The organism is Bacillus sp. FJAT-28004 (assembly GCF_001280845.1).
Lineage (GTDB): Bacteria > Bacillota > Bacilli > Paenibacillales > Paenibacillaceae > Pristimantibacillus.
This window is the reverse complement of the sequence record NZ_LGHP01000001.1, coordinates 851,290-866,720: the sequence shown is the minus strand read 5'-3', so window position 1 is coordinate 866,720 and position 15,431 is coordinate 851,290. Positions and strand designations below refer to the sequence as shown.

14 protein-coding genes and 1 pseudogene are annotated in these 15,431 nt (G+C 43.7%); 4 read left to right on the top strand and 11 right to left on the bottom strand.

The features are described from left to right. Window positions 1-67 precede the first annotated feature (67 nt). Window positions 68-1,246 carry a family 16 glycosylhydrolase gene (locus AC787_RS03670; protein WP_054023551.1) on the bottom strand — a complete coding sequence of 393 codons (1,179 nt, stop codon included), beginning with the start codon at window positions 1,244-1,246 and terminating at the stop codon, window positions 68-70. A gap of 352 nt (window positions 1,247-1,598) precedes the next feature. Between AC787_RS03670 and AC787_RS03665 the strand changes: the two genes are divergently transcribed. Continuing rightward, window positions 1,599-2,597: an NAD(P)/FAD-dependent oxidoreductase gene (locus AC787_RS03665; protein WP_054023550.1), complete on the top strand. Its 999-nt coding sequence runs from the start codon at window positions 1,599-1,601 to the stop codon at window positions 2,595-2,597. A 37-nt stretch (window positions 2,598-2,634) separates the two neighbouring features. Here the strand turns inward: AC787_RS03665 and AC787_RS03660 are convergent, their stop codons facing one another. After that, window positions 2,635-3,288: a helix-turn-helix transcriptional regulator gene (locus AC787_RS03660; protein WP_054023549.1), complete on the bottom strand. Its 654-nt coding sequence runs from the start codon at window positions 3,286-3,288 to the stop codon at window positions 2,635-2,637. 188 nt (window positions 3,289-3,476) lie between these two features. Here AC787_RS03660 and AC787_RS03655 point away from each other — a divergent pair, with 188 nt between their 5' ends. Together AC787_RS03655 and AC787_RS03650 are read left to right on the top strand one after the other, a co-directional pair. Further along, window positions 3,477-3,833 (top strand): HesB/IscA family protein, encoded by a 357-nt coding sequence (locus AC787_RS03655; protein ID WP_054026879.1) that lies wholly within the window; start codon window positions 3,477-3,479, stop codon window positions 3,831-3,833. 158 nt (window positions 3,834-3,991) lie between these two features. After that, complete coding sequence (locus AC787_RS03650; protein WP_054023548.1) at window positions 3,992-4,606, top strand: superoxide dismutase; 615 nt, start codon at window positions 3,992-3,994, stop codon at window positions 4,604-4,606. Between the two features lie 74 nt (window positions 4,607-4,680). Here the strand turns inward: AC787_RS03650 and AC787_RS03645 are convergent, their stop codons facing one another. The 8 genes and pseudogenes from AC787_RS03645 to AC787_RS03615 form a co-directional block, all read right to left on the bottom strand. Then, the gene (locus tag AC787_RS03645; RefSeq protein ID WP_235560892.1) at window positions 4,681-5,457 is read right to left on the bottom strand and encodes a polysaccharide deacetylase family protein; all 777 of its coding nucleotides are present in this window, start codon (window positions 5,455-5,457) and stop codon (window positions 4,681-4,683) included. 88 nt (window positions 5,458-5,545) lie between these two features. After that, window positions 5,546-6,202, bottom strand: coding sequence for a YhcN/YlaJ family sporulation lipoprotein (locus tag AC787_RS03640; RefSeq protein ID WP_054023547.1), 657 nt, complete (start codon window positions 6,200-6,202; stop codon window positions 5,546-5,548). Window positions 6,203-6,492: 290 nt separating this feature from the next. After that, window positions 6,493-7,383 (bottom strand): transglutaminase family protein, encoded by an 891-nt coding sequence (locus AC787_RS03635; protein WP_054023546.1) that lies wholly within the window; start codon window positions 7,381-7,383, stop codon window positions 6,493-6,495. Then, entirely contained in the window at window positions 7,380-8,375 is a 996-nt protein-coding gene (locus tag AC787_RS03630; protein WP_054023545.1) for an alpha-E domain-containing protein, read from the bottom strand. Before AC787_RS03630 ends, AC787_RS03635 begins: the two co-directional genes overlap by 4 nt. Window positions 8,376-8,393: 18 nt before the next feature. Then, the gene (locus AC787_RS03625; protein ID WP_054023544.1) at window positions 8,394-9,851 is read right to left on the bottom strand and encodes a circularly permuted type 2 ATP-grasp protein; all 1,458 of its coding nucleotides are present in this window, start codon (window positions 9,849-9,851) and stop codon (window positions 8,394-8,396) included. A 227-nt stretch (window positions 9,852-10,078) separates the two neighbouring features. Next, window positions 10,079-10,531: a methyl-accepting chemotaxis protein gene (locus AC787_RS35275; RefSeq protein ID WP_414730965.1), complete on the bottom strand. Its 453-nt coding sequence runs from the start codon at window positions 10,529-10,531 to the stop codon at window positions 10,079-10,081. A 96-nt stretch (window positions 10,532-10,627) separates the two neighbouring features. Further along, window positions 10,628-11,083: pseudogene (locus AC787_RS35270) on the bottom strand (protoglobin domain-containing protein); the annotation flags it as partial. A 164-nt stretch (window positions 11,084-11,247) separates the two neighbouring features. Next, window positions 11,248-13,143: a PrkA family serine protein kinase gene (locus AC787_RS03615; RefSeq protein WP_054023542.1), complete on the bottom strand. Its 1,896-nt coding sequence runs from the start codon at window positions 13,141-13,143 to the stop codon at window positions 11,248-11,250. 241 nt (window positions 13,144-13,384) lie between these two features. Between AC787_RS03615 and AC787_RS03610 the strand changes: the two genes are divergently transcribed. Next, window positions 13,385-14,110, top strand: a complete 726-nt coding sequence (locus AC787_RS03610) for a DUF2161 family putative PD-(D/E)XK-type phosphodiesterase (RefSeq protein WP_054023541.1) — start codon at window positions 13,385-13,387, stop codon at window positions 14,108-14,110. On the opposite strand, the gene AC787_RS03605 is transcribed toward AC787_RS03610, so the two are convergent. Further along, entirely contained in the window at window positions 14,094-15,290 is a 1,197-nt protein-coding gene (locus AC787_RS03605; protein WP_054023540.1) for a PLP-dependent aminotransferase family protein, read from the bottom strand. The two genes, AC787_RS03610 and AC787_RS03605, sit on opposite strands and share 17 nt — an antisense overlap. Window positions 15,291-15,431: the final 141 nt, after the last annotated feature.

Here is a 15,431-nt window from a genome sequence, read left to right as displayed (position 1 = left end):
TGAAAAAAACATAAACGAGTATAACAGAAACCATTGAAATTAACAGCCCTGCGAACCATTTGATTATTTACTCGTTTCCTCTGCTAATGCTTACTTTTCCATCCTTACGAATCACGTCAGCACCGATCGTGTCCGTTAAAACAGTCAGCGGAACATAAGCATGACCATTCTTCAGCACGACTGGATTTTTCATCATGATTTGTTTTCCATTAATAGAAACAACTTTCGAATCCACCTTAAAAATCATTTCGGATTTGGATACTTTGTCATCATTAACGATAATTTCATGTTTCCCTACATTCCATTTCACTGTTGCATTTAGACTTTCCATAACAAAACGAAGCGGTGCCATTTCCGTTTGTCCTATTCTGAATACTTTTAGCTCTCGTTCATCCTCAACTAGCAGATCTACTGATTTCCCTTGTTGCACAGGTGGTGAAGGATCTACATTACTATCAGGTTGTTGTGCCTGCGCCGTATAGGCGATTCGATCCACTTCAGCGATCTGAGTTTTACCTGGATACACATACTCGTTCGCCCAGCCATTGGTTTTGGTAGCCGGCCACATGTTAGTAATGATATAACCAGGTGCTGAAGGGAGAGCTCCCCTCGAGCCTGTTTCCGTATGAACGAGCTTGCCGTCTACATACCACTTGATTGAATCCGGTGCCCAAACAAAAGCGTAATCATGGAAATCATCCGCTGCGTCAAAGCCGAGTGGAATGATCGTCGAATGCATGCCAACACCTTTGGTAAAATAATTCGTTTCGAATTGAGTCGTGTTTTTACCTAAAATCTCAATATCAATCTCATCTGCCTTACCATCTGAATCAGCTCCATAGGTGAAAAAAACGGTTACGACTCCATCTCCTTTAACCGCTTTCATTCGCACCTCGAACTTCCCGTATCCGTAACGCTGTGTTGTGGAATACTCCCCCGAAGCGTATGGTTTCTCGGAGCATTGTGCTTGATCCTCTAGACAAGGAGTGTTGTCAATCAACAATTTCAATTTACCGTCTTGAAAGACGACATGATCGTCTCTCCAGCCGCTTAGAAAAGTTCCACCATTGGACCATCCGTTAGAAGCATACCAGCGATCCGAATCCTTCTGATCAAGTAAATCTATGAATGTTTCACCAAAAGCTTCTGGCGTTTCTGCTTCCTCTGCCATAGCAATTACTGGCATTGCGGAGAGCATAACTGCGACAATGAATGTTAGCAGCGTGGATATAAGATTTCGTTTCACAAATGAGCCTCCCCGTCATCATTTTGAGCTTTCCGCCATTTTCATACCATCCTAATTGCCGTTACCTGAGGTCTCACCTCCCAATGTAAAAGGAAAAATAATAAGTTCTTTAGGGTTAAATTTTACAAATAAAATATAACCTTTTCTCCTCCATAACGATTAAAAACTGATACTATCCAACTGTTATTTGACATTCGCCCTTCAGAAATTGGTTTGAGCTTAGGCGCGCAAGATTAATGAAAGGTGAATAACGAAGATGGAGCGGTGCTGCGTTGACATGATCTAACGGATAAGTTACATTTATTATATATTTTAATATATTATATATATTTAACAAGGGAGAGAACTTTTCGTGATAAATGAACAATCAGATCAATTTACAGACATAACGATTATTGGTGGCGGTCCTACGGGGATGTTCGCTGCGTTTTATGCCGGAATGCGCCATGCAAGTGTAAAAATTTTGGACAGTATGCCTCAGCTTGGCGGACAGTTGTCCGCTTTATATCCTGAGAAATATATATATGATGTTGCCGGATTTCCTAAGGTCACAGCCCAGCAGCTTATTCAAAATTTGAATGTACAAATGAATCATTTTCCTGTGCAGGTTTGCCTTGAAGAGAAGGTTCAGCAAGTGATTAAGAAGGACGAGCATCATTTTGAAATCATGACCGATAAAGGAACGCACTACAGCAAGTCTGTCATTATTACTGGAGGCATAGGCGCATTTGAGCCGCGGCGACTAGAGCTACCAGAAGCCAAACATTTCGAAAGCACGAACCTGCAGTATTTTATAAGTGACTTAAGTCAGTATAGCGGCAAAAGGGTTATCATTAATGGGGGCGGCGACTCAGCGGTCGACTGGGCACTTATGCTTGAACCGATTGCAAGCGAGGTTACGCTCATTCATAGGCGGGACAAATTCCGTGCTCACGAGCACAGCGTAGAAAATCTTCTGAAATCCAAAGTAAATGTTGTTACGCCAGCGGAGATTACGGAGCTGCATGGTGATGAGCATATCGAGAAAATAACGATTACCTTTGGCAAAACAGGAGAAACACGCGAGATCACATGCGACGCGCTTATCGTTAATTTTGGCTTTGTTTCCTCGCTTGGTCCCATTTTGGAATGGGGGTTAGAAGTGGAGAATGGCTCCATTGTGGTTGATACTCGCATGGAAACAAATATTAAAGGAATCTTTGCAGCTGGTGATATAACAAGTTATCCCGGCAAAATAAAGCTTATTGCTGTTGGTTTCGGAGAAGCCCCTACTGCCATTAATAACGCAAAAGTTTATTTGGATCCTTCCGCCAAACTCTCGCCCGGCCACAGCAGCAATCTGAAGCTTTAACATAAAAAAATAAGAACAGTGAGATATCAATTCTATCTCACTGTTCTTGTTTTTGTCTCTTTTTTATCGAATAGGTACATCTTTGTCCACCTTTGGCAAGACACTCGGATCTCGAAACATCTACATCACCCAACATCGTTTCAAACAACTTCAATTCACATTGGCAGGCATGCTGATATTTGGTTGCCACTTGCTCAATTGGACAATTGTTTTCTTTCAAAATAAATTGATCATCATCGATCTTTTCCCATTCCACCATATATCCGTTTTCGTTTTGAATATCTGCAAGTGCCTTCACTCTATCCGCCAGGTCTTTGCTTTGCATGCTCGATTCGTATTTTTTAGTCATTTTGTTTTTGCGACCTTCAAAAAGCGATTCCACCGCCGACGCGCCGAGCTGATCCGTAAGCTCATCCAATAATTCAAGAGTTAATGTATGATATTTGCGCGGAAAAAACCCGTCTGCATGCTCCGTTAAGCAATATACCGCTGTTGGTCTGCCCATCGCTTGTCTTACCGTCTTCGATGAAATTAGGTTATCTCTCTCAAGCGATTGGATATGACGTCTGACGGCCATAACCGTAATTCCTAGTTCTTCCGTAAGATCCTTTGTACTTAAGTTACCTTTCGTTTTCAGAAGCTGAAGAATATATTCTCTCGTAGAAAGCTGCCCTTGATCTATATTGGTCATTCCTGATCACCTTCCGATAATTGTCATATGAAATACTACCTGTCTGAAATGAATACTGCAATAATAACATTTTCTAAAATCAATGTCTCCACTCTACAATAGATTTGATCTTTTATATACTATTATATATAATAAATTTAATAATTCAATCCATCCTATTTTCCAATTCCAAGCGAGGTGCATATATGATGATAGAAATCAGCGAAAAAGCAGAATCCATTATTAATCAGATGGTAATAGATACAGGAAATGATCATACGTTTTTGCGAATAGGTGTTGATGATGGCGGCTGCAGCGGCTTATCCTACAACATCAAATTGGATGATACCATCACGAATGATGACCACTCCTTGCAAACTGAACATATTAACGTTGTGTGGAACACTCAGAGCGAGCCCTATTTGGCGGGCTTGAAAATTGATTATGTTGAGCAAGGCATGACTGGTGGATTCACGATTGATAATCCGAATGCTAAAGCAACCTGCGGCTGCGGGGCTAGCTTTCGAACGGCGACCTTCAAAGGTAAACGCGAGAAGTGCGATTAATGGTCCATTGTTAAAAAGGAAACGATACACCCTTTCCTCCAAATCGGAGTGAGGGTGTTTTTTAAATTATACTTATTATATATTTATGTTGACTAAGTATGTAAATTCAATTACGATGTAACTATAACTTACCAAATATATTTATGGAGGAATGAACCATGTCACATCAATTACCTGAACTGCCTTATGCAAACAATGCTTTGGAACCTCATATCGACGAGCAAACCATGATGATTCATCATGACCGCCATCATAATACGTATGTAACAAACTTAAATGCCGCTTTGGCGAACTATCCTGAACTTCAGCAAAAAAGCTTAAATGAGCTGCTTCAAGATTTAAAAAGCATCCCTCTAGATATTCGTACTGCAGTACAGAACAATGGAGGCGGACACGCCAATCACTCATTATTTTGGGAATCGATTGGACCGAGTGGCGGAGGATTGCCCACAGGTCATTTGGCTGATGCTATCGAAAAGGAATTAGGCGGCTTTGATTCGTTTAAGGAACAGTTTTCGAAAGCAGCAACTACTCGTTTCGGCAGCGGGTGGGCGTGGTTAAGCATAGATCATAAAGGCAATTTGTTCGTTTCGAGCACGCCTAATCAAGATAGTCCACTAATGGATAACTTGACTCCAATTCTGGGACTTGACGTTTGGGAGCATGCTTATTATCTTAACTACCAAAATAAGCGCCCTGATTATATTTCGGCATTCTGGAATATCGTGAAATGGGATGTTGTAGCGGAACGTTACGAAGCAGCGAAAAAATAAGATTTCAAAAACATCAAAAAGAGCTAGGCTGCTATTTGGCAACCTAGCTTTTTTTAATTCCACATGTACATTCGTCACGGCTGTTCCAAAATACTGCCGTCACTGCCGTCATCCAATACTTTTGACTCTACGCTTGTCATCGACTTCAGTAACTCCGTTACTGTCACGAATTCAAAACCTCGCTTATCCAGCTCATACAGTATCGTATCCAATGCTTTGACAGTCTGCTCAGAGCCTGGAATGTAATCATGGAGCAATACGATATCACCGTTTCTTGCGTTATTCAATACTTTTTTTACGATTTGGTTTACACCAGGACTTCTCCAATCATTCGTATCCTGATGCCAGGACCACAAAATCGTTTTGTAGCCTAATGTTTTGGCAATCTGTATGGAATTCTCATTGTAATAACCTCCGGGCGGGCGAAATAAAAGTGGCTTTTTCCCCGTCAAGGCTTCTAATGCATTTTCTGTTTTTACGATCTCATCACGAATCGTCGCTTGGCTTATCGATTTCAAGAAGTAAACATGATTAAACGTATGATTAGCTACCTCATGTCCTTCTGCTACTTCGCGCTTGATCGTTTCTGGGTAAAGCTTGACCTTGTTGCCTAATACAAAGAAAGTTGCTTTTGCATCGTATTTCCTTAACAGATCGAGTATCACTTCCGTTGTTTTGGGATATGGCCCATCATCAAAGGTCAAAGCAATTTTCTTATCTTCCGTAGGAACCTCCCACACAATTTCTCCCCGTTTCTCATAAAAAAAACGGTCCTTCTTAATTGGAGTTGAGAAACCTACCAAAAAAACGATCATGAGCAGCAATAGTAGGCCACGCTTACTGATTAACAACGATTTTCCTCCTAGCGGCTTATCGATATGTAGAGGGATAGAGAATATATCGGCAGCTCCATGTGGAGCTGCCGATATCAAGTGTAGATTAACGAAGCGGAGCCGTTATTGCATTGCCGATATCTCGAATAATGGTAGTCACGTCATTAGCTAATGTTTTCAATGGATGTCCATTAGTCATACTAGTGTTCATCGTTTGTATTTTTTTATGCATGCCTTGATCGGACGTTACATGAAAGTTGTACTCTGGGTATTGTCCTTTTAACGCAGCATGTACTTGTTTCTCGATAATTGCTTTTTTGCCTATATTATCAACATCCAGGCCTACGATAGCATCTTTATTATGAATAACGACTGTTGCTTTTTTTACACCGCTGACCGATTTCGCACGGTTGGCTAACTGACTGGCGCTTTTATTATGATCCACACCATATTTGTGTATAGATCCATCTATGCCATTCATACCGTCTCCATCTACGCCATAGGTACGATTAGCACTATACGGATAATTGTTATTATTATTCAATAAAGGATCCACACCATACGCTCTGTTATCCAAATTGTTAATTCTTCTATCTGTCATATTAGTGCCATAAGGAACGGTTTTTGTCTCTATTCGATGCAGATCGTTTTTGGCTCTCATCGATTGTTGCTTCACAGTATTGTTTTGTCCACATGCTGATACCGAAAAGCCAATAGCAAGCACCATTACTGTAGTAAGTACCGGTTTTAAATGCTTTTTCACTACATAACACCTCCTGTTTGATGATAATAAGTTGTACTAAATGCGCTCATTCATACATGGGAAAAATAAAGCTGTTTTCAATAGTTGGCTATTTCCTCTGGAAGGCCCTAGTCATAAGATCTGCAAATCCAAAGCATTCATACGTGGTAAATGCAGCTTCCTGTCATTAAAGAAGCATTTTTCTTATCCAAATCAGGGGAATAACGATTTATTTCCACACAAAAAAGGAACAGTCATCCGCATCCTGCACAAGCGGCTCACTGTTCCCTTTACATTTGATTTTTCATTGTTTAATCCTCAACATTTCTTACATCAACGGATACATGCAATATTTGTTCGCCTGTTCCTCTGTATACACCTTTAACCGGCACAATATCTTTATAATCTCTCCCATGTCCGAGCTTTACATAGCGCTCGCCAACAGGATCAACATTGGTCGGGTCAAAGCTGCACCAACCTAATCCAGGTACAAAAGCTTCAACCCAAGCATGTGAAGCCTGCTCGAAATCAGCGCTTCCTCCCTGTAGATCTCCTACAAAGTGATAGCCGCTTACGTATCTGGCAGGGATGCCGATTGCTCTGCAGCTAGCGATCATCAAATGCGCAAAATCCTGACATACGCCTCGTTTGCTCAAAAACATATCCGATGTTTTTGTCTTTACATCTGTCGCTTCAGGATCATAGATGAATTCGTTCCTAATCTTTGTCGACAGAGCACTTAGCCAATCGAGAACGCTTGCCCCACTATTCTCGTCTGAGCTAAAAATTTCATGAGCAAATTGCTCCACCTCGGACGTCACAGCTGTATATTCAGTCGTAAGCAAAAACTCAGTGAAACGGTTGGCAGCGTCATCTGTTCTGAGCCAATTCCATGCCTGCTCTGGTGGACGCTTGCTTAAGTATTGTTCACGTTCTTCCGACGTTGGTGCCTGCTTCGTTACAACGGTCATAGTCGTCCGAATGGTAAGTCGTTTATGCGGTCCATTTACCGAGAAGGCATGAACACGGTTGCCAAAATAGTCCTCATAAGTGAACAATGAGGCGTTCGGCTCAATAGAAATCGCCTGCTGATAACAAGACTGTCTTTCATTTGTGCTTGGCGTAAGTCTAATTTCATTGACACTGTCCGTCACTGACTCTGCATACTCGTACCGCGTCACATGTGAAATACTCAGCTTCATGCGCTTGCCTCCCCCATCCGAAAAAAGGTTTTAGCGAAAGCCATTCCAAGCTGTTGACAAGCTTCAAGCAAATGAGCAACGATCGTTCCGTTACGATCAATAACCATATCCTCCCGCTCCAGACATGCCAAATCCGCCTTCACCTTACCCACTTGGCGGATTACTTTTTCGTGTGCTGTACGCAGCTGCTTATCCTGCAGCTCAATATGCCGCATATGATCATCAAGCGTATGCAGCGCAAAATGAAGAGATCGCGGAAACACGCCATTTAGAACTACAAATTCGACGATGGACTCCACAGAGATACCATCTGCATAATAACGACGAAATGCCTGATATCCGCTAACCGAACGCAATACGGCCTGCAAATACGGATATGCCCTCGCATTGTCCCAACCCTCGCCGCTCGCTGCATTGCCCACTGCTTTAATGATGCGCAGCGTATTCTCAGAGCGCTCCAAGTACCTCCCGCATTCAATGAAATGCCATTCATTTTCCCTTGGCATAACCGATTGGCTGACCCCTTGAAAAAGTGCCGTCCACTCCTTGATTCGTCCGAAAAACAAATGCGGAGATTCACGCAGCATATCATCCGGCTGCTTCTCCCGCAGCCACAAGTAGAAGGCATTTGTTGCATCCCACATTTCACTCGGAACCTTTTCACGCAGCGTTCGAAGATTACCTCGAGCATGACTGACGCAGGAAACTAAAGAATTGGAATTATCACGATCAAGCGTCGTATAGAAGAGAACATCCCGTTCGTTGTAGCTGCTGTATTGCTGTTCATAAGCCTCTCGACTGCCTAGGGCATCTACGATTCTTGCCCATTTCGAGTAAGGCTCAGTCACATCGCCCTCCAGCCTTGCTTTTAAGCTAGTCGTATCCTCATCAACTTGAAGATGGTAATGAACATCAATTAATCTAGCGTGGTTCTCAGCCCGTTCCATGTAGCGACCAATCCAAAACAATGCTTCTGCATTCCGGTTCAGCATTGCAATCCCTCCTGTTAATTATCGATTTAGGACCCACGTATCCTTAACTCCGCCGCCCTGTGAAGAGTTGACTACAAGCGAACCCTCTTTCATCGCAACACGCGTTAAACCACCCGGAATGACATGTGTCTCTTCCCCCATCAATGCAAAAGCTCGTAAATCAATGTGCCGAGGCGTCATGCCGCCATCAAGCATAACCGGCGCTCGCGACAGCTTCATTGTCGTTTGTGCGATGTATCGTTCAGGTTCTCGTTTGATCGCTTCGGCAAATGCATGAATCTCAGGCAATGTAGCGCTCGGACCAATCAGCATGCCATAACCTCCAGAGAGCGATGTCTCCTTCACAACGAGCTGATCCAAATGATCAAGCACATAATCACGTTCTTCCTTGCGCGATAAAATGTACGTTGGAACGTTATGCAAAAGTGGCTCCTCCCCCAAGTAGTAACGAATCATGTCGGGAACATACGCGTAAACGGCTTTATCATCCGCAACTCCGGTTCCTGGTGCATTGGCAATAGCTACATTGCCGGCACGATAAGCATTCATGAGTCCAGGCACTCCAAGGAAGGAATCAGGCTGAAAGGCAAGCGGGTCAAGAAAATCATCATCAATGCGCCGATAAATGACGTCAACTTGACGAAGTCCGCGTAAATCGCGCAAATAAATCTTGTGGTCTTTGTATACGAGGTCCCTGCCTTCAACGAGGTGAATGCCCATCTGCTGCGCCAAAAAGGTGTGTTCGTAATACGCTGAGTTATAAGCACCGGGTGTAAGCAACACGATGAGGGGGTCGCGTTTGCCATTAGGAGAAAGAGCGCGAAGCGAGCTTAGGAAACAATTTAAGCTGCGGTCAATGCTTTGTACTGAATTCGATAAATACAAATCATGAAACAGCTCATTCATTAACGTTCTGCCCTTAAATAGATAAGAAAAACCAGATGGAGATCGCAAATTATCCTCCAGCACATAATACCGGCCCTTCTCATCACGAATTAAATCAATGCCCGATGCTGTAATATATACACCGCATGGAACATGTAGACCAGCCATTTCAGGCCGAAAATAAGTATTTGAAACAATCATTCTACGAGGAATGATACCGTCTGCAACAATTTTTTGTCCGTGATAAACATCATGAAGGAATGCATTCAACGCTCGGATTCGCTGCCTTACGCCTCGATCAACACCTTCCCATTCATGCTTAGGTATGACGCGAGGGATATAGTCGAACGGAATCGTTCGCTCAAGCGGCTCATTTTGCGCACCATTATACAGAGTGAAGGTAATACCCTCCTCCATCATTCTTTGATTAATCGCATTTTGCCGAACAGCTAGCTCAGCTTCATTCATTCTTCCGAATAAACGATGAACACTTTCGTAGTGGGCACGAACAGAAAAGTCCTTGTCGAACATTTCATCGTAAAAGGTCTGAGCATCGTAATATTGCGATTGCGACTGTTTGGCCGTCGACATGACAACCGCCTCCTTCAAGATGGCCGCTGTACCATTTTGGTACTAGCAAGTTAAACATTTGATCAATAATGTTATTTTTATGTTAAAAAACTTAACAATTTTAGCAAGAATGGATCTGAATGTTAGGATAATCATACTAAATTCTGAATATTGTGTCAACTTACATAACACGAAAGCAGGAACCCTCGGATGAGAGAATTCCTGCTTTTTCTAGGCTGCGTTTTATTTTAGGATTGGTTTAATTGTTGTAAGTCTTTCGTGACCTTATCGACCATGTTAACGAAGGAAGCCAGTTCCTGCGAACGAGCCGCTTGATTACGTGCTTCAACCGAAGTCTGCTCCGATTCTTGTCGTACGGCGGTTAGCTTCTTATCGATTTCCTCCAGCTTGGACTGTATTCCTTCAAGCGCATTCCGTGATGAAGCGGCCAGCTTCCGCACTTCATTCGCAACAACCTCGAAACCTCTCCCATTCTCGCCTGCTCTCGCCGCTTCAATTGCAGCATTAAGACCTAACAAATGAGTCTGATCCGATATGCCGCGAATCAAGGTTCCCATTTCGTTAATGCCGTCAAGCTCCTCACGAAGCTCACCCAATAGTGTATGCGTCTTATCCTGGGATTGCGAAGTTGAAATCGCAGTTGCCGCGATGGATTGTGCACCCTCATCCAATTCAAACATAAGTGAAGCAAGCTCCTGTACAGCACTCGTAACGGTAGTCAGCATGTTGGAACGATTATCCGCCAGCTCTTGAATTTTCTTCTGTTCATGCTGGTTATAAGCTTCAAGCACGAATTGCGAGTCCAGATTAAACAATTTCGTCAAAGCATGTACGACATCCTTCCAGCGTTCAGGAAGAACTCGTTTCAATACATTCGTCGATATGTCCAGGTAAGTCATATATGTACCCAAATACCAGTCCGTCGTCAATCCAATTCGGGAATGGACAGCGCCTATTTTAATTCGATTATCAATATATGATTGATCGATTACCCCTTCGGTAAGCGACATGTAATACCATATCTGCGTTTCCTTTAATCGATCAATGGTACTTACATTAGAGATAATAGCAACCAACTCCGGCTGCTTACCAATACTTTCATAAAATCGGTCGACCACTTCATGGACAATATTTTGAAAAATAGGCTTACATTCCGCTAAAATTTTGAGATCCTGCTCTGTAATACCCGTGTATTCTATCTGTTTCTTTCGCTCTGCTGATAAATTGATCAAATTAGTCCGACTCCTTCGGTATATAGTAGATCACTATTACCTATTATATCGGAAAACATTCAAGAAACAGTATGATCATAATAAAATCTTTTTAAACATAGAGGAAGAAAAGAAAAGCTGATAGACAATTGTCTATCAGCTTCTCTAATACTCAGGCCGATCATTTATCGATTCAACAAGCTACCTACATAACGAAGCAATTCATTCGAGCATACCGGGCAATAGCTATGCTCATCCATAAGACGTTTTGTTACTTCATTAATTCTCTTCAATTGGCTCTCATCCGGTGTTTTTGTAGACGTCGTTATTTTGACAATATCCTTCAGATCAGCAAACAGCTTCTTCTCCACAGCCTCGCGCAAACGTTCGTGGCTCGTAAAGTCGAACTTCTTCCCTTTCCGCGAATAAGAGGAAATTCGGATCAATATCTCTTCGCGGAACGCTTTTTTCGCATTTTCGGAGACGCCAATTTGCTCCTCGATGGAACGCATGAGACGCTCATCCGGATCCATCTCTTCACCTGTTAACGGATCTTTGATTTTGGCCCAATTGCAATACGATTCAATGTTATCCAAATAATTTTCAAACAAGGTGCGAGCAGATTCCTCATAGGAATATACGAATGCCTTCTGAATTTCCTTTTTCGCCAGCAGGTCATATTCCTTGCGCGCCACCGAGATGAAATTCAAGTACCGCTCACGCTCATCCTTCGTAATGGAGGGATGATGATCGAGCCCTTCCTTAAGTGCACGCAACACATCGAGCGCGTTGATACATTGTGTATCCTGCTTAATGAGCGCGCTGGAAATTCGGTTAATAACGTAGCGCGGATCAATACCTGTCATGCCTTCCTCTAAGTATTCGTTCTGCATTTCCTTCAAATCCGCTTCCTTAAACCCTTCCACTTCCTCGCCATCATACATCCGCATCTTCTTCACTAAGTCCATGCCTTGCTTCTTCGTTTCCTTAAGCCTTGTTAAAATGGAGAAGATTGCAGCGGCACGCAGAGCATGAGGAGCAATATGAATATGCCGCATATCACTCTGAGCGATCAGCTTCTTATAAATCTTCTCTTCGTCGGAAACCTTAAGGTTATAAGGAACCGGCATAACGATCATCCTGGAATGCAGAGCCTCGTTTTTCTTATTACTTATGAACGATTTGTACTCCGATTCATTCGTGTGAGCAATAATGAGCTCATCCGCGCTAATCAAAGCGAATCGTCCTGCCTTAAAATTGCCTTCCTGCGTCAATGAGAGCAGATTCCATAAAAACTTCTCATCGCACTTGAGCATTTCTTGAAATTCCATTAATCCGCGGTTTGCTTTATTAAGCTCTCCGTCAAACCGATATGCACGAGGATCGGATTCAGATCCATATTCCGTTATCGTAGAGAAATCAATGCTTCCAGTGAGATCAGCAATATCCTGTGATTTCGGATCGGATGGACTGAATGTGCCGATTCCAACACGATTATCCTCTGAAATAAACACTCGCTCGACGAGTACGTTTTCAATATCGCCGCTGTATTCCGTTGAAAGCCTCATTTGGCATGAAGGACATAGATTGCCTTCAATCCGTACGCTAAGCTCCCTTTCAATATCAAGACGAAGCTCATGAGGAATAAGATGGAGCGGATCCTCATGCATCGGGCAGCCTTTAATCGCATAAACGGCTCCTCGTTCTGTTCTGGAGAAGCGCTCAAGACCTTTTTTGAGCATTGTAACGATCGTCGACTTCCCTCCGCTTACAGGCCCCATTAATAACAAAATCCGTTTGCGAACCTCCAGCCTGCGAGCTGATGAATGGAAATACTCCTCAACCAGTTTCTCGACCGCGCGATCTAGCCCAAAAATCTCTTGATCAAAAAATTTATACTGCTTATTGCCTCCTACAACTTCCACCCCATGAGATTCAATCATTTCATAAACGCGAGAATGTGCAGTCATGGCCGGGGACGGGTCCTTCCTCAGCAAATCAATGTAATCCTTGAATGTTCCTGTCCAAGCAAGTTTCTCGCTCTCAGCCTGATACTCCGATATTCGCTTGAAAATGTCCATACCGTGCCTCCTCCCATCGCTTCCGCATTCCACTTATCATTCTACGCCCGGGATTTGTCTCTAGACGCTCTATCGAGTGGTGCCAACTTTTATTGAGGTATTACATTCCTATGCTTATTCGAGGAGATAATTGCACACTATTTTTGTCCATCATCCATCAAAAAACGACAAGCGCGCAAAATCCTTTGTTATAATGAAGCATAAGCATCAATGGAATTGAACCGGAGAGGAGTCAGCAACAGTGGCAGTAGCAAGAGAAGAAGAGCTTTACAAACCTATAAAAAAGTACTATGAGCAGCTTGGGTATATGGTGAAAAGCGAGGTCCTCCATTGCGATTTGGTCGCTATTCATCCTGAGCGAGCCGATACGATAATTGTCGAAATGAAAAAAACGTTCAACCTCGCCTTGCTTCTGCAAGGGGTTGAACGTCTGCGATTAAATAGCCATGTCGTGCTGGCTGTTGAACGAAACCGAACGAAAAGCGGTGCGCACAACCAACGTTTTGGAGATCTGACGGAACTGTGCCGAATGCTTGGACTCGGATTTATGACCGTCACCTTCTATAAAACAAAGCCGCCGGTCATCGATTGGTTATGCCAGCCGGGCGACCCGCCGCTGCGCAGTGTAAGGCGCAAGAAGCAAGCGCAGCTGCTCACCGAGTTTAAAGAACGCAGCGGCGACTATAACGTCGGCGGCAGCACAGGTCGCAAACTTGTTACAGCTTACCGCGAGAAGGCCCTGCGCTGCGCTTATGCGCTTCACACCTCGGGGCCTTTAGCTCCGCGCGAGGTGGCAGCTATTACTGGCTATAGACGAAGTGGAGAGACGCTGCGCAGCAATTATTACGGCTGGTTCGATCGCATCGAGCGCGGCAAATACAGCCTGCGCCCGGAAGGCGCGGCTGCACTTTCCGAATATGAAAATGTTATCGCTGAGTGGGCAGCCTCGGTTAGCTCCGCGCCGTAAATTCGCCGAGCGCCTCAACAAACCGCAATACACCTTGCTCTGTACGCGCTCCTGTATTGTACGTATAGTTCAGCCTTGCCGTGTTGCGCTGTGGATGATCGGCATAGAACGAGCTGCCCGGTACAAACGCAACTCCTTTTTGAACCGCACAACGCAGGAGTGCCTCTGCATCCAAACCGTCAGGTAGCTCCAGCCATAGGAACATGCCGCCCTTCGGTTTCACCCAATTGACGCCCTCTATCCCCTGGCGCTCAAGGAGCCCATGCATTTCAAGCATACGCTCGCCATATGATTTGGAAATAAGCCTAATATGGTCATCGAGATTAAATCCTTTAAGCAGCTGACTTAATATTTGTTGATCTATCGTACTCGAATGAAGATCAGCAGCTTGTTTAGCCTTGGCAACCATGTTGATGACTTCGCTATCCCCAATTGCCCATCCTGCCCTAAGAGCAGGCGCTACTGTTTTGGAAAACGTGCTCGTATAAAAAACCGCTCCGCCCTCTACTTGTCCTTCTAATGAAAACAGTGTAGGGAATTGCTCACTCTCATCAAATTTTATGTCTCCATAGGGATCATCTTCGATAATAGGCATTTGATTCTGCTTGCAAAGTGCAAGCAGTTTCTTCCTGCGCTCAACACTCCAGACACGTCCCGTAGGATTGCCAAAGGTCGGTACGGCATAAAGCAATTTGGGACGATGCTCGCGAATGAGGCGCTCTGCATCCTCAGGAATGATGCCGTCCTCATCACTCTCCGCAGCTACTACCTTTAAACCATGAAGTGCGAATACTTGCAAGCTTGCCAAGTAAGTAGGCTTCTCAACCAAGACTACATCGCCAGGTTCCGTAAGTACACCAACGAGCAAATCAATCGCTTGCTGTGATCCTGTTGTCAGAATCATTTGCTCTGGATTAACATGCATTTGCTTAACTGCCATACGCTCGCACAGCTGCTCCCGCAGAGGCAAATACCCAGCTGTTAGACCATATTGCAATGCGCTTGCTCCTGCAGTAAATACGCGGTCGGCTGCTTCACGTACTGCTTGTACTGGGAACAGTTCCTCAGCTGGAAGGCCCCCAGCAAACGAGATCATTTCCTTACCTTGCGTCAGCTTTAGTATATCCCTAACCGCAGATGATTTAAGCTGTGACACTCTAGATGAAAAACGATAATTCATATTGATTGCTCCTCCTCGCAAGCTATATTGCTATGCTTATACTCTCTATGTTAACAATGTGTTCACAACTTTTAAAGTTTTCTTTTTTGCCGTCGTTGGTTATAATAAAGACAGCTTACTTGGAGGTGTCCCACAGATGAA

Bases quoted from the DNA above. Each gene is read 5' to 3' on its own strand.
- AC787_RS03625 (WP_054023544.1), bottom strand. From the start codon at position 9,851: ATGTCGACGGCCAAACAGTCGCAATCGCAATATTACGATGCTCAGACC.
- AC787_RS03655 (WP_054026879.1), top strand. From the start codon at position 3,477: ATGATAGAAATCAGCGAAAAAGCAGAATCCATTATTAATCAGATGGTA.
- AC787_RS03605 (WP_054023540.1), bottom strand. From the start codon at position 15,290: ATGAATTATCGTTTTTCATCTAGAGTGTCACAGCTTAAATCATCTGCG.
- AC787_RS03635 (WP_054023546.1), bottom strand. From the start codon at position 7,383: ATGAAGCTGAGTATTTCACATGTGACGCGGTACGAGTATGCAGAGTCA.
- AC787_RS03630 (WP_054023545.1), bottom strand. From the start codon at position 8,375: ATGCTGAACCGGAATGCAGAAGCATTGTTTTGGATTGGTCGCTACATG.
- AC787_RS03615 (WP_054023542.1), bottom strand. From the start codon at position 13,143: ATGGACATTTTCAAGCGAATATCGGAGTATCAGGCTGAGAGCGAGAAA.
- AC787_RS35275 (WP_414730965.1), bottom strand. From the start codon at position 10,531: ATGTTTGAATTGGATGAGGGTGCACAATCCATCGCGGCAACTGCGATT.
- AC787_RS03650 (WP_054023548.1), top strand. From the start codon at position 3,992: ATGTCACATCAATTACCTGAACTGCCTTATGCAAACAATGCTTTGGAA.
- AC787_RS03660 (WP_054023549.1), bottom strand. From the start codon at position 3,288: ATGACCAATATAGATCAAGGGCAGCTTTCTACGAGAGAATATATTCTT.